This window comes from Streptomyces cavernae (assembly GCF_004023625.1).
GTDB classification, from domain to species: domain Bacteria; phylum Actinomycetota; class Actinomycetes; order Streptomycetales; family Streptomycetaceae; genus Streptomyces; species Streptomyces cavernae.
Map to the genome: position 1 here is coordinate 274,716 of NZ_RPDJ01000011.1, position 13,548 is coordinate 288,263.

12 protein-coding genes and 1 pseudogene are annotated in these 13,548 nt (G+C 68.6%); 12 read left to right on the forward strand and 1 reads right to left on the reverse strand.

All coding sequences use genetic code 11. From position 1 onward, the window contains the following. The first annotated feature begins 174 nt into the window (after nucleotides 1-174). The 3 genes and pseudogenes from EF387_RS23085 (at nucleotide 175) to EF387_RS23095 (ending at nucleotide 4,875) form a co-directional block, all read left to right on the forward strand. A complete protein-coding gene (locus EF387_RS23085) occupies nucleotides 175-2,151 on the forward strand; it encodes an acetoacetate--CoA ligase (protein ID WP_128378493.1) in 1,977 nt (658 codons plus the stop codon). Nucleotides 2,152-2,240: 89 nt separating this feature from the next. Next, nucleotides 2,241-3,071, forward strand: a pseudogene (locus EF387_RS23090) (hypothetical protein); the annotation flags it as partial. Between the two features lie 1,495 nt (nucleotides 3,072-4,566). Then, nucleotides 4,567-4,875 (forward strand): hypothetical protein, encoded by a 309-nt coding sequence (locus EF387_RS23095; protein ID WP_128378494.1) that lies wholly within the window; start codon nucleotides 4,567-4,569, stop codon nucleotides 4,873-4,875. Nucleotides 4,876-5,115: 240 nt separating this feature from the next. Here EF387_RS23095 and EF387_RS23100 read toward each other — a convergent pair whose 3' ends face one another. Next, the gene (locus EF387_RS23100; protein WP_155589780.1) at nucleotides 5,116-6,069 is read right to left on the reverse strand and encodes a helix-turn-helix domain-containing protein; all 954 of its coding nucleotides are present in this window, start codon (nucleotides 6,067-6,069) and stop codon (nucleotides 5,116-5,118) included. 696 nt (nucleotides 6,070-6,765) lie between these two features. Between EF387_RS23100 and EF387_RS23105 the strand changes: the two genes are divergently transcribed. The 9 genes from EF387_RS23105 to EF387_RS23145 all read left to right on the forward strand — a co-directional run bounded on the left by EF387_RS23105 (nucleotide 6,766) and on the right by EF387_RS23145 (nucleotide 13,534). Next, entirely contained in the window at nucleotides 6,766-7,377 is a 612-nt protein-coding gene (locus EF387_RS23105; protein WP_128378496.1) for a hypothetical protein, read from the forward strand. A 36-nt stretch (nucleotides 7,378-7,413) separates the two neighbouring features. Continuing rightward, on the forward strand, nucleotides 7,414-7,734 hold the full coding sequence (locus EF387_RS23110) for a hypothetical protein (protein ID WP_128378497.1): 321 nt from the start codon (nucleotides 7,414-7,416) through the stop codon (nucleotides 7,732-7,734). Nucleotides 7,735-7,925: 191 nt separating this feature from the next. Continuing rightward, nucleotides 7,926-8,255 (forward strand): hypothetical protein, encoded by a 330-nt coding sequence (locus EF387_RS23115; RefSeq protein WP_128378498.1) that lies wholly within the window; start codon nucleotides 7,926-7,928, stop codon nucleotides 8,253-8,255. Nucleotides 8,256-8,407: 152 nt separating this feature from the next. Continuing rightward, nucleotides 8,408-8,986: a hypothetical protein gene (locus tag EF387_RS23120; protein WP_128378499.1), complete on the forward strand. Its 579-nt coding sequence runs from the start codon at nucleotides 8,408-8,410 to the stop codon at nucleotides 8,984-8,986. Between the two features lie 68 nt (nucleotides 8,987-9,054). Further along, complete coding sequence (locus tag EF387_RS23125) at nucleotides 9,055-9,813, forward strand: hypothetical protein (protein ID WP_128378500.1); 759 nt, start codon at nucleotides 9,055-9,057, stop codon at nucleotides 9,811-9,813. Then, on the forward strand, nucleotides 9,810-10,331 hold the full coding sequence (locus tag EF387_RS23130; RefSeq protein ID WP_128378501.1) for a RusA family crossover junction endodeoxyribonuclease: 522 nt from the start codon (nucleotides 9,810-9,812) through the stop codon (nucleotides 10,329-10,331). Before EF387_RS23125 ends, EF387_RS23130 begins: the two co-directional genes overlap by 4 nt. Next, nucleotides 10,331-12,049, forward strand: a complete 1,719-nt coding sequence (locus tag EF387_RS23135; protein ID WP_128378502.1) for a DNA cytosine methyltransferase — start codon at nucleotides 10,331-10,333, stop codon at nucleotides 12,047-12,049. The genes EF387_RS23130 and EF387_RS23135 overlap by 1 nt, the downstream gene beginning before the upstream one ends. Before the next feature lie 92 nt (nucleotides 12,050-12,141). Further along, nucleotides 12,142-12,681 (forward strand): single-stranded DNA-binding protein, encoded by a 540-nt coding sequence (locus EF387_RS23140; protein ID WP_128378503.1) that lies wholly within the window; start codon nucleotides 12,142-12,144, stop codon nucleotides 12,679-12,681. A 139-nt stretch (nucleotides 12,682-12,820) separates the two neighbouring features. Continuing rightward, nucleotides 12,821-13,534 carry a hypothetical protein gene (locus EF387_RS23145; protein WP_128378504.1) on the forward strand — a complete coding sequence of 238 codons (714 nt, stop codon included), beginning with the start codon at nucleotides 12,821-12,823 and terminating at the stop codon, nucleotides 13,532-13,534. Nucleotides 13,535-13,548 lie beyond the last annotated feature (14 nt).

Below are 13,548 nucleotides of genomic sequence, written 5' to 3' on the forward strand. Positions count from 1 at the left end.
CCATTGCAGGGCCAGATCTTCATGACGTGGACGCACAGAGCGAGATCCACCACGACTGGCGTGGCTCTGGTGCCGAAGTCGATCACATGGCATCGTCCGTGTCAGCCGCGTGACGCGCACACCCAGCACATGCGCGCACCACGCACACGACGCGTACAGTCCGGGAGCCGCACCATGACCGCAGCTAACCCCTCACCGCTCTGGCAGCCCGACCCAGAACGCATTGCCCGGGCACGCATCACCGCTTTCCAGGCCTGGGCCGCAGAACACCACGGAGCCCCGGCCGACGGCGGCTACCCGGCCCTCCACGCCTGGTCCGTGGCCGAACCGGACACGTTCTGGAAAGCCGTCACCGAATGGTTCGACGTTCGATTCGCGACGCCCTACGCGCGCGTAATCGGCGACCGCTCCATGCCGGGCGCCGAGTGGTTCCCCGGAGCCACTCTCAACTACGCCGAGCACGCCCTGCGCGCCACCGCGACGCGCGCGGACGAACCGGCCCTGCTGTACGTCGACGAAACCCACCAGCCACGCCCCGTCAGCTGGACCGAACTCAACCGCCAGGTAGGCTCCCTCGCCGCCGAACTGCGCGCCCTCGGCGTACGTCCCGGAGACCGCGTCAGCGGCTACCTCCCCAACATCCCCCAAGCCGTCGTCGCGCTCCTCGCCACCGCCGCAGTGGGCGGCGTCTGGACGTCCTGCGCCCCCGACTTCGGCGCCCGCAGCGTCCTCGACCGCTTCCAACAGGTCGAGCCCGTCGTCCTGTTCACCGTCGACGGCTACCGCTACGGCGGCAAGGAGCACGACCGCCGCGACACCGTCTCCGAACTCCGCCGCGAACTGCCCACCCTGCGCGCCGTCGTACACATCCCGCTGCTCGGCACCGAAGCCCCCGACGGCGCCCTGGAATGGTCCGCGCTGACCTCCGCCGACGTGGCACCCGTCTTCGAACAGGTCCCGTTCGACCACCCCCTGTGGGTGCTCTACTCCTCCGGCACGACCGGCCTGCCCAAGGCCATCGTCCAGTCCCAGGGCGGCATCCTCGTCGAACACCTCAAGCAACTCGGCCTGCACTGCGACCTAGGCCCCGAGGACCGCTTCTTCTGGTACACCTCCACCGGCTGGATGATGTGGAACTTCCTCGTCTCCGGCCTGCTCACCGGCACCACGATCGTCCTCTACGACGGCAGCCCCGGATACCCCGAGACCGGAGCCCAGTGGCGCGTCGCCGAACGCACCGGAGCCACCCTCTTCGGCACCTCCGCCGCCTACGTCATGGCCTGCCGCAAGGCCGGCATCCACCCCGCCCGCGACCACGACCTCTCCCGCGTCCAGTGCGTCGGCACCACCGGCTCCCCCCTCCCGCCCGACGGCTTCCGCTGGCTGCACGACGAGTTCGCGGAAGCCGGGGCGGACCTTTGGATCGCCTCCGTCAGCGGCGGCACCGACGTCTGCTCCTGCTTCGCCGGAGCCGTCCCCACGCTCCCGGTGCACATCGGCGAACTCCAGGCACCCGGCCTCGGCACCGACCTGCAGTCCTGGGACCCCAGCGGCAAACCCCTCATCGACGAGGTCGGCGAACTCGTCGTCACCAACCCCATGCCGTCCATGCCCATCCGCTTCTGGAACGACCCGGACGGCAGTCGCTACCACGACAGCTACTTCGACACCTACCCCGGAGTCTGGCGCCACGGCGACTGGATCACCGTCACCTCCCGCGGCTCCGTCGTCATCCACGGACGCTCCGACTCCACCCTCAACCGCCAGGGCGTCCGCATGGGTTCGGCCGACATCTACGAAGCCGTCGAGCGCCTCCCCGAGATCCGCGAGTCCCTCGTCATCGGCATCGAACAACCCGACGGCGGCTACTGGATGCCCCTGTTCGTCCACCTCGCCCCCGGCGCCACACTGGACGACACCCTCCTCCAGCGCATCAAGACGACCATTCGAGAGCAACTCTCACCCCGCCACGTACCCGACGAGGTCATCGAGGTACCCGGAGTCCCGCACACCCTCACCGGCAAACGCATCGAGGTACCCGTCAAACGCCTCCTGCAGGGCACCCCCCTGGCCAAGGCCGTCAACCCCGGCTCGGTGGACGACCTGGACCTCCTGCGCTTCTACGAGGACCTGGCCCGCAAACGCGCCTGACCAGCCCCGACGCCCTGATCCCGGGGCGTTGTCAGTAGCGCCGGTTACTGTCTGTGAACAGTGATCGACCGCACGCACAGGGGGACCCCATGGCGAACACCACGCAGTACTCCACGCGCCGCGACCTGCGCCGCGAGATCGCGGGCACCATCGGCCTGCTCACCGACGAGCAGGACTTCACCGCGATGCGGCGCTACCGCACCTTCACCTTCGACGACCACGAGTCCTACCTACGGCAGGTGGAAGCCGTGCTCCGGATCCGCGCGTCCGAAGGCGGCCACACCACCGTGACCCTCTTCGACCCCGAGGAATACGCCGAGTTCTGCGACGAGACCGGCCTGGAACCCGACACTCCGGCCAGCCGCACCCGCTACACGGCCGAACTCGCCACCACCGGCCCCGTCCTTCCCTACGAGGGACAGACCATCGACGAACTGGTCCCCGACCTCATCGACGAGGCCGTACGCCAGGCCACCTGGCACTACGCGAGCACCGTCCTGACCGGCCTCGGCCCCTGCGCGACCTGCGGAGAGGACATCGGCCGCGCCGCCTTCGCCCGCGCCGCGGACCTGCTCCTGCGGATCCTCGACACCGCCGACCCGGGCGAGCACCACCTGGTGTGCAGCGCCTCGGCGGCACCCGAGACCCTCGTGGCCGTCCTGCAGGCCGACGACGACGTCCACGGCGAGACCCGGCTCGACGAGACGGAAGCCCTGGAGTTCACGACCGTCCTCGCCTTCGGCATCGCCACCCAAAGCGCGGGAGGCCTGGTGATGCGCACCAGTTCCCCCGGTACGACCGACCGCGTCTACGGCTGGCGGCTGCGCGGAGAGGGACTCCGCCCCCTGACCGCGGCCGAGGTGTTCGACGCCTACTGCACCGACATCGAATCGGGGGACATCGTCGCGCCTTGCCGTGGACGGCTCACGGCGGAGGCTCCAGGCGTTACGACGCAGGTCAGGAGATCATCGCCCAGGTTCGAGCTATCCCCTCTGCCGATCGACGCAGTCCATCTGCCCGTGTATTGCCCACGCTTACGCCGCGGGGTGAAGTCCCGTGCGCCGATGAACTCCGGCTGGTGTACCGGCGCCACGAGGCTAGACGGCCGTATTGTGCACGTTGTTGAACACGATCCTCTTTCCTGTCGAAAGGGGATTAGCCGCTGACCAGGCGGCCTCGGCCTTCAATCTTGTTACCCAACTGCTGGTTGCAGGTAATCCGTATGTCCGTGTGCTGCCGGCGCTCACGCCTGGACTGTCTCGCGTGTCCTGCTGTCCCGCACGGCCAGGCCGTACGCTGCGGTGCGCCTCCGTCACCCATGCGCCCGTGACTACCTACCGCCCTGTCCGTTGGCTGAAACATTGGAGGGGGCGGGACAGCCGGGACAGTCGCCTTAACCGCCCGTCATGGTCGTTCCTGCAGGTCAACGCGCCGCCAGGACAGCAGGACAGGGGAGACACCCCCCATGTTTCAGCGCTTTTTGCGAGATGAGCCATCGCTGTCGGTGTCAACCTGACACCGACAGCGCCGTAGAGATTCAGCTAACTTCAGGCTTCGCCTGGGGCCTGTCGTCGGGATGGCCTCGATGGCTCACTCGCCCTCTTGAACTCGCGGTGGCCGGACCCGGCCAAGCTCTCACCCATCCCCGGCGAGGCCGGTTCATCCCGGGCCGCCCCCTGACCGGAGGAGGGGACCGCACAGATGTGCGGCAACTCGTCCGTACGCCACGTAAAGCAGGCACCGATCCCATCGACCGTATTCATCGAGTTACCTTGACGGGTTGTCGTATCAGGAGACCGTGATGCCGGACGTCTACGGTGTTGACCGAGCGGCGTGGCCGCGGCAACGCCCGCCGCCGCGTCACTACGACACACAGGAGGAGCTGTAGTGGCGTGACCAGCGCCGTCGCCCCTTTCGCCGCGTAGCCGGCCCGCCGCTGTGTACACCGGGGTCCTGCGCTACGTCAGCTGACCCCCGAGCGGGAGATCTGCGTCCGCTACTGCGCGTGCTCGACGAAGACGGCAACGATGTCGGAGGCTCCACCGAGTCGGTACTAGCCGTGTACGTCAAAGGAGGAGTCAGACTGCGGCGTTCTACGCTTGTATCCCATAGAGTGCAGAGCTGTACGGCCCGCACCAACGCCGAGCGGGGAGTACCGTTTTGCCGGAACCTGCGTCTACAATCAACTGGGTACCAGGGTTGCGCTTCGGAGGCATAGGTCAGTGCGGAGGCGGTGTCTTCCCGCAATCATTGATGCTGCGGACCATGCAGCATCTACCTCGATTGATGTGCGCCCGAGAAGCGGAGATCACCCCCATGCCCGCTAGCGAGGTCGACCCCTCAGCGCAGTCTCCGGGATCAGGACCTTCAGACGGACGTGTCGCTCCCGTGGTGGTCCTCAATAGTCGGCGGCGTATGCTGCCGCCGCGCCCCGACACCACCGGAGATTCGCAGGCCGCGGAGTTCTGGAAGTCCGTGTTCGCCGAGTACGGTTTGAGCCTCGACGACTCTGCCCCCATCGAGGACGTGCTGAAGATCGTGGCGCAGCGGATGGAGGCCATGGTGACCGGTCTGTTGTACCTGCGGGAAGGCGGCGGGCCGCGAGGCCTGGCCCCGGACCCTGAGGCCGGTATCGACTACACAGGGGCTACTGAAGTGGTCGGGCTGCTGCGCGAGATGAAAGCCGCCCCAGCGGTTGCACGGGGTATGACCGGCAGCCGGTAGCCATCGTGCCCGCTGGTGCGGGGGCGGCTGGAGTGGTCAGCCACGCTCACCTTCCCGAGCCCGCGGTGGCGGCTGGCCTCCGTTAGGGCCGCTGCCACTGAGCCTGGAATGATTCCGCAGCCCCTCGCAGCGGTCAGTCGTCGGCTACCGCGCAGCAGGGGTTCGGTCTGGGTCAGCGGTGCTTTGCGGCGGGCATAAGGGCCTTCCTGGTGGCGTTACTACCCTCCATGGGTGGAAGGCCTAGCCGTCTCTCCGTTCTGGAGCTGTTGCCCACCAGTGGGCAAGTTGGGCGTTGGTGTTGAAGTCGCGCTCCTGCCGCAGCGTGGAGAGATGACCGTTGATTACCCGGTCGCTGACTCCCAGGCGTGTGGCGATCTGCTTCTGAGTCCAGCCGTTGCTCAGCAGGTCGAGGATGGTTCGGAGCGTCTTGTCGATGCGAGACGTGCTCTTCGGTCGCGCCGATTCCGACCAGTCGTCCGCCCGTGCCCACATCTGGTCAAACAGCTCAGCGAGGAAGGCTGCTACGGCCGCATCGGTGATATGCCAGGCTGAAAGCGGCGGTGCGTCGGCCAGGGAAAAGTCACCGATGTAGGCCTCGCGGCGGTCGATGACGATGAACCGGTGGAAGGGCTCAGTGAGCGTGCGCACGTGCGCGCCTTCAGCGCGCATCGTCTCGACGCGCTGGCGGGTGGCTGGGTTGGTGCGTTCGTTGTTGCTGTAGAGGGTTCGCCAGGTGACGTCGCGGCGCAGGGCCGCCATGTCGCGGCCGTGGGATCGCTGGAGCGAGTCAGCGGTGCGTCTGCCTGGTTGTGCCGCGTAGATCTCCGCCTTTGCCGTGTCCATCGACTCGGCGATGCGCGCGTTGACGAGCTTGGGCTCGAGGAACTCGCTTCCCCTGTTCCGCCGCCTGCCGTCCTGAAAGAGAAGGCCGAGCTCTGGGAACGCCTGTGTGAGCGCCAGAGCTTGGTCGATCTGATCGCGTACAGCGGCGAGGACCCGCTGCTCAGCTAGCGCCGGATTCGTCGGGGCGTACGAGCCGTGAATGGGCTCGAAGAATGCCAGCCCGACGTCCAGAAGCTCCTGGAGGCCAGGTTCGCCGTCCTCCGGAGTCAGCCCCTGGGCCATGCGCTCGTACAACCCGCGCGCCTCGTCGGACAGTTTGCGAAACCGACCCGGCAGTTCGTTTTTGAACACTTTTGCGCCTTCGTGTTTCCGAAGTTCGTACATCCGTAGACGTGCTTGGCTTGATCTTGCTTCCGGTGAACAGCCAGCGTATGCAGCAGCGGAACGCGCCGTCCATGAGTGAGCACGCATATCCGGGCAGGTAGGTTCCCTTTTGTCAAAGAAACTTACTCGCCGGTTTAGTTCGGCTTTTGTTGGATTGGCGGTCCGCGAAACGGTCCCTGCCTGTGGCGGGGCCAGGCGATGGATCATCAGCCAACGCAGGGAGCAAAACACGATGATCAAGACCAAGCTGTTCCGCGTCCTTGGAGCTGTCGCCCTCGGAGGGGCGCTCCTTGTCCTCGGCTCCACGGCCGCCACCCAGCCCGCAGACTCGTGGTGGGGAGCTGTGGCAGCCACGGACGCAAGGAGCCAGGACATCCTGCCCGCGGCGGACGCTGATTCGACTCCGCTCACTCCTGCAGACACTACCTGGGGGTAACCGCATAGCTGCTGAGGACGCCGGGGGGTGTCCGTGTCGCTGCGGAAAGTGGTATGCCGGCGGCTCGCCTTGGTGGCGTTGGGTCTGCCAGACCCATTCATGACCAAGATCGGCGACCGGAAGACCGTCCCGCGTTCCTGCCGAGCATGTCCGCCCTCCAGAGTCCGCTTGCGGGCTCTGGAGGGACGCCAGGATCGCTGACATCGTTTCATCTGGGGGGATAAGTCATGCATGACGCATCGGGCCAGAAGGCCGATGCTCCACCGCACGGACGCGACATCGCCTACCGAGCAGCCGCGGACCGCTACTGGGTGGCCTCCGGTTCGACCTCACCCGACCTGGGGACCTTGGCCCACCGGCGTGCCACCCGCACCAGCGCCGGTCAGCCCCTGAACCTCACCGTCTATGACCTGGCGCTCGATCACGACGCCTCGCTGGAAGACTTCGCCCGCGCGCACGGCCGACCGGAGGACATCCCCGCCGGCCGCACCGCCCTGGCCGCCTACGCGGCTGCCATCGCTGTCCGCCACCCCGAGACCGCGGCGGAGTATGAGACTCGGCAGCTCGCCTCCTCTCTCCAGGTCGCCCTCACCCTTGGCGACAGCGATGACGCCCTCGGGCGCATCTCCTGCCCGAAGTGTCTGTGCTGGAGCCTGGTGCCCAGCCGCGGCAAGGGCCGTTGGCGAGCCGAATGCTGCAACCTGCGGTGCGCCCACGACCCCGACCCCGTGCACGACCAGGGGGACACTGAGCCGCCCGCCGCCGGCCGGCCGCGACGATGGACGCTCGAGCGGATCGCCGCCCATCACCTCGCCGACCGCTACCCCAGGACCGCCTGACCCGCCACCGCAAGCCCTGGAGAAGGCGCCACTCCCATGCTGGCCTCCAACGACAAGCCCCCGGCAACCCCCAGCCGCCCGACCGACGGCCCGTGCTGCCCCACTCGCGCTTTCATCTCGTCCATACCGAACGACCTGACGACCTGGGCGAAGGCCGCCGCAGCCACTCAGCGCACTCCGTACCCCATGAGCGAGCGGGACCTGGCGCGCAAGGCCCGGGACTCCGGCCTTGCCACGTACCGCCGTCCCGGCGTACGCGCTGAACTGGTCTCGCTCACGGCCGTCCTGGAGTTCCACCGCGACATCCACCGGGGCTGGCACCCCGAGATCCCGCCGCCACGCAAGAGAAGAAGCTGACCGCTCCGCACGTACGTCAAGCCCCGGCCGTATCCCCCTCAACGGCCGGGGCTTCTTGGTGCCCGGATCCGCTCACCCTTTTTAATTGCGGCCGCATTGAAAACTGGTAAGCTTTACTCCGCCGACAAGGAGCCTGACCTGGGAAGACGCACGTCTCCCAGGTCAGGCGTACCAACCCAAGTGGAGCGTCAATGTCCATCACGCACAAAGCGTCCCCCACCTCACGTACCCGCCATAGCGTCGCCCTCGTCGAACTGACCCCCTCTCAGCGCGCCCTCGCCAAGCGGGCCCTCGTCCACCTCGGACTCACTGACGGACTCATCGAGCCCGAGCCCACAGAAACCGACGCGGCCACCCGCGCACTCATCACCTGGGCGACCGCCGCAGCCCTCGGCATCACAGTCAGCCCCGGCCACGAACTCGCCCAGTGCTACGACTGCCGCGACATCCTCGACGGCGCGCACGTCACCGAGACCAACGGCCGCCTGCACTGCGCCCACTGCCGCCCGCACGACGACTAGCCATCCCCGGACCCCCCGGACTCCCGGCTCCCCCTGGCCGGTCGAGTCCGGGGCCCCAGGCCGGGCGGGGCCCGGTCGAGCACACCCCCCAACTGTGCTCCCGCCCGCCCGGCCACCTCCACCAGCACCAGCCAGCGAGGAGTACCTCCGTCATGCCCGAAACCCGGCCGCCTCTGAACCGGCGCCGCGCCCGCCTCCTGCGCCTCCTGTGGGACCAGTGGGACCGCAACCGCGAAGCCCACCGCCCCAGCAGCACCGTCACCACCAGCAGCGTGTGGACCGCCTGGTACCGCACTCCCGAAGGCGACGGACCGAGCCGCGCCGTCGCCCGAAAGGACCTGGCCCACCTCGCCAGCGCGGGCCACCTGGTCGCGTGCCGCAGCGACGACGGCCACCGCTACTACCGCCTCAACACCGAGACGGTAGACCGCGCCGGCCTCTGGCTCATTGTCCTGCCCACCAACCACCCCGCATTCGTCCCGCTCGACCGGGCCGCCGCCCGCCAGGAAAGCGCCGTCGCCGAGCGGCTGATGCGCACGGCCTTCCAGCGGGCCTTCAACACCGCAGCCGGCGGCTACCCGCTGCCCGCCCTCGACGCGCACGCCGAACGCCTCCACAACGCCGCCCGAGCCGGGGCCGACCGGATCGAGGCCCAGGGCTTCGACCTCGGCGTGACCGCCGCCCGGATCGCCCTCGCCCACCGCAACACCGAGCACGCCGCCACGGCGTGACTCTCCCGCAGCGCCGGGCCGCCACCTCGACCGCGGCGGCCCGGCCCCAACCGAAGGACCCCAGCAACATGACCACCACCCCGGACAACGGCACCAGACCGCTCAACGCCAACCAGCGCGCAGAGCTTGCAGCCCTCCTCGGCGACGTCGAGCCCGTCCCCGACTCGCTCGTCATGACTCTCGGCGCGCTGATCCGCGACCGCCGCGAGAACGACCACCCGCAGTGGGAAGACCTGTCCCGCCACAACCTCGCGGGCTACATGGGCGACCGCATGGCCCCTGTCCTACGCCGCCTCCTGGACCGCGAAGCCGAGAACGAGCGGCTGCGCGCCAACAAGCCTGCCGCCGAGGACGCCACCGGAGACCTGACCCCGCTCACCGTGCACTGGGACCGGCTCGTCACGCACCCCAGCGGGGAGGACACGGACACGATCGTCTGCTGCCTCACCGACACCGGCCAGCCCGTCGCGCTCTTCCTCGACGACGAACACCGCGAAGCCCTCGGCCTCCTTCTCGTTGAGCCTGACCCGGACAACGAGCAGCCCGCCACCTTCTTCCAGCGCGACCGCGTCTACACCAACGGCACAGGCTTCACCGCGCCCGAGGTAACGACCTACTTCCGAGTCGAGCACGTCACCCGCCACCCCGACCGGGGCCACCTGCGCGCCATCGGATGGGCCCGTACCGGTGAGCCCGGCGCCGGGTGGCACGGCGACTTCCGCGACGAGGACGAGTTCACCGACTGGACCGACGTCACGGACGCGTTCCTGGCCGCCGAAGCGCAGCGCGACCGCACGGCGACCGAGCCCGGCCGGGAGGATTCGTGACCGCCCCGGCCCCCTTACCTGCCTACGAGTGGGACGCGGTCCCGGCCGTCAACGTCGTCGTCCACGGCCGACCCGCCCCCAAGGGCAGCAAGGACCCCGTCGGCTTCCGGCGCGGCAAGAACGGCCGTCTGGTCACCGTCATGGCGGAGTCCTCCCCATACCTCGACGCATGGATGGACGCGGTGACGCTCATCGTCCGCCAGGCCCTCGCCCGCGGCCGCGCCCGCAAGGCCCTCGGCCCCGTGTACGCGCACGTCGTGTTCACCATGCCCAAGCCGAAGACCGCGCCGAAGCGGAAACGCACCTACCCGGCCGTGTACCCCGACGTCGACAAGCTCGCGCGGTCCACGTTCGACGCGATCACCAAGGCCACGGCGTGGGAGGACGACAGCCGGGTGATCGAGGCCCACCACGTCAAGACGTACCCCGGCGAGCACCCCGACGCCCTCGACAAACCCGGCGCCCTCATACGCCTCTACACCCTCGCCCAGCCCGTCCCGGAGAGGAACACCGCCTGATGGGCCGCCCGTCCAAGACGCGGCCACGCACCGCTACGCATCGGCCAGCCACCAGACGGCGCCGGTTCCGCCACGACGACTACGTCGCGTGCGACCTGTTCTCCGGCTTCGGTGGCCTCACCGGCGGCATCGAGGACGCCGGGTTCACCACGATCATGGCCGCGAATCACAACCCGTACAAAGTCCAGGTCCACGAGACGAACTACTCGCACGCCGAGCACTGGATCGCCAACCTGGTCGACCCCGAGGCAGCCGACTACCACTCCGTCCGAGACCTCCCCTCGGCCGACCTTCTGGCCGCGGGCGTGAGCTGCGTCAACCACAGCCAGGCGAACACGCTCCGGGCATACGAGCAGGGCGTGGGCCTGTTCGAGCTGGACGACCCCGACTACGAGGCGCGGGTGACGCGGTCCGAGCGGGACCGGGCCACCGCGAACTGTGTCCTCCACTACGCCGCCCAGCATCACCCCCGGCTCATTCTTGTCGAGTGCACCACCGAACTCAGCTCGTGGGGGCCGGCGGTTCCCGGGCGCAAGAAGGTCGGCGACGGGAGCACATACCGGTGGTGGCTCGCCGAGTTCGACAAGCTCGGCTACCGGCACAAGGTGCTGTACCTGAACTCGCAGTTCTTCGGCGTGCCGCAGTCACGGAACCGGGGCTACTGGATCTTCTGGGACAAGTCCCTGCCCGAGCCCGACCTGGAGCACCGGCCGGTGTCGCGATGCCACGGCTGCGACAAGGACGTGGAAGCGGTGTGGACGTGGCGCACAGGGATCCCGCTGTCCGGGTCGGTGAGCTACGGCAAGCAGTACGACTACCGGTGCCCCCACTGCCGCCGCGAAGTGGTCCCCCCGATGGCACCGTCGCTCACCGCGCTCGACCTCACCGACCTCGGGGTCCGCATTGGCGACAAGCCGATCAAGACATTCAAGGACGGCTTCGTGGGGCCGCTCGCGCGATCGTCGATGGAGCGTGCGGAGAGGTGCCGCCAAAGGTTCGCCGACTTCCCCCCAGTGCTCATGCCAGCGAAGGGCGTGCACGGTTGGGAGCGGCTTCCGTTGCAGCCGATAGCGACGCAGACCAGCCAGCAGGAGACAGCGGTCTTGTCGACGGGCCCGGTCGTCGAGCCGCTGTGGCATCAGCCCGCAGGCCAGACCATGGCGCCGACCGCGCTCGCGGTCGTCAACTATCAGGGCGCACCGCGCAGTGTGCGCGAGCCGCTGCCCACCCAGGTCGGATCGGAGACCCTCGCGGTGGTGTCCTCCGGTGTCATCCCGTACCGGAAGAACACAGTGCCCACGGTGCACGGCCAGCCGATGCCGACGTTCACCTCGGAGCAGATCCCAGGGCTGCTGACGGCCGCCGGTTGGTACAAGCAGAACGGCTCCACCGGATCCGAAACCGCGCCTCACCCGCTCACCGACCCGCTCGGCACCCTCACCGCCCGCGACACGACCGCGCTGCTCATGGCCCAGTGGCAGTCCACGCTCGCCGACCTGCCGCTCGAAGACTGCTTCTACCGGATGATGAAGCCGCCCGAGATCGGCCGCGGTTGCGGCTTCGACGTCGACTTCAACGACTACCGCGGCAGCTTCAAGGTCTGGGGCCCCGCCAGCGCCCAGGTCGATGGCTTCGGGAATGCCGTATCGCCGCAGGTCGGCGCCTGGATCGGGTCCCGGCTGCGCGCCATCCTCCACGGCCCGAGCGCCGCCATCTGACCACACGCCCGCGCTCCGGTCGACACATCTCGACCCCAAGCCCACCGAAGACACCCACCAGGCCAGACGGCCGAGACAGGAAAGGCAGCCTGATGGCAGGCGAGACCGTAATCACCGTCGTCGGCAACCTCGTTGACGACCCCGAACTCCGCTTCACCCCCTCCGGGCTGGCCGTCGCGAAGTTCCGTGTCGCGTCCACCCCTCGCACCTTTGACCGGGACACCCAGGAGTGGAAGGACGGCGAGAGCCTGTTCCTCACCTGCTCGGTGTGGCGGCAGGTTGCCGAGAACGTCGCGGAGTCCCTCCAGCACGGCATGCGCGTGGTCGTGCAGGGACGGCTCAAGCAACGCTCGTACGAAGACCGTGAGGGCGTGAAGCGGACCGTGTACGAGCTGGACGTGGACGAGGTCGGGGCGAGCCTGCGCAATGCGTCCGCGAAGGTCACGAAGAACGCCAAGGGCGGCCAGGGCGGCGGCCAAGGTAGGGGTCAGGGCGGCTGGAACGGCCAGCAGCAGGCCCGCTCCGGCCCCCCGGCCGATGACCCGTGGGCGGCGAACCAGGACGCCGGCCAGAACACCGCCGCGTGGTCGTGGGGCTCGCAGGGTGACGCCTCCGACGAGCCTCCCTTCTAGGTAGGAATGCCAACGGCCCGGCCCTCGGGGGGACTTCCCCGGGGGCCGGGTCGTTCTCGTCTCCACCATTTTCATTGCGCGCGCATTGAAAAATGGTTAGGGTGGCCCTGCCACACCCCCCTGAACAGGGAGAACACACTTGAACGGCAAACTCGACACCTCCGGCCTTGTCCCGGCCTGGCTCAACAAGCCGGAAGCGAAGCCGAGCACGAAGCCGGAGCCCAAGACGGAAAGCTCCAGCGCCACCGAGCCCCAGAACGCCGGGGCCGAAGTCGACCACCACGACGCGGACTTCGAGCCCCCCGCTCCCGTCCTCCCGGACTGGTTGGTCAAGGCCGAGGCCGAACGCCAGCAGCAGGAGGACGAACTCCTGGCGCGCAACGTCCTCAAGGCCCGCAAGGACGCCCACCGGGTCAACACCCGGCTCCGAGAACTCGGCATCAACCCCATCTCGGCGGCGAGCGAACGCTCCGGAATCTTCTTCCCGGCCAAGCTCACCGAGGCGGCCTACGAGGCCTACGCCGTCCACGCCACGTGGGACGAGCAGGCCGAGATGGTGCGCCTCCTCGTCGAAGACTGGGAGAGCCCCCAGCACGGCTTCACCGGCAAGCTGCCCTCCCGTCTGCTGCACCGCACGGCCGACGTGGCGTACGCCCGCCACGAGGGCCCCACCGGGCACTCGTCTCGCCGCCCCTCGGCCGCCACGGTGCGCGCAAAGACGCGGGCCGTGGCGATCCGCGGCCTCAACCCCGAGCCGGGCAGCAACACCTCCCACGACACGAACGCGGTCGTGGCCGCCCTCGGCTCCCTCACCGCGGCCGTCCTCTACACCGCCTACAACGACCAGCCCTGACACCCCTGCCGGGG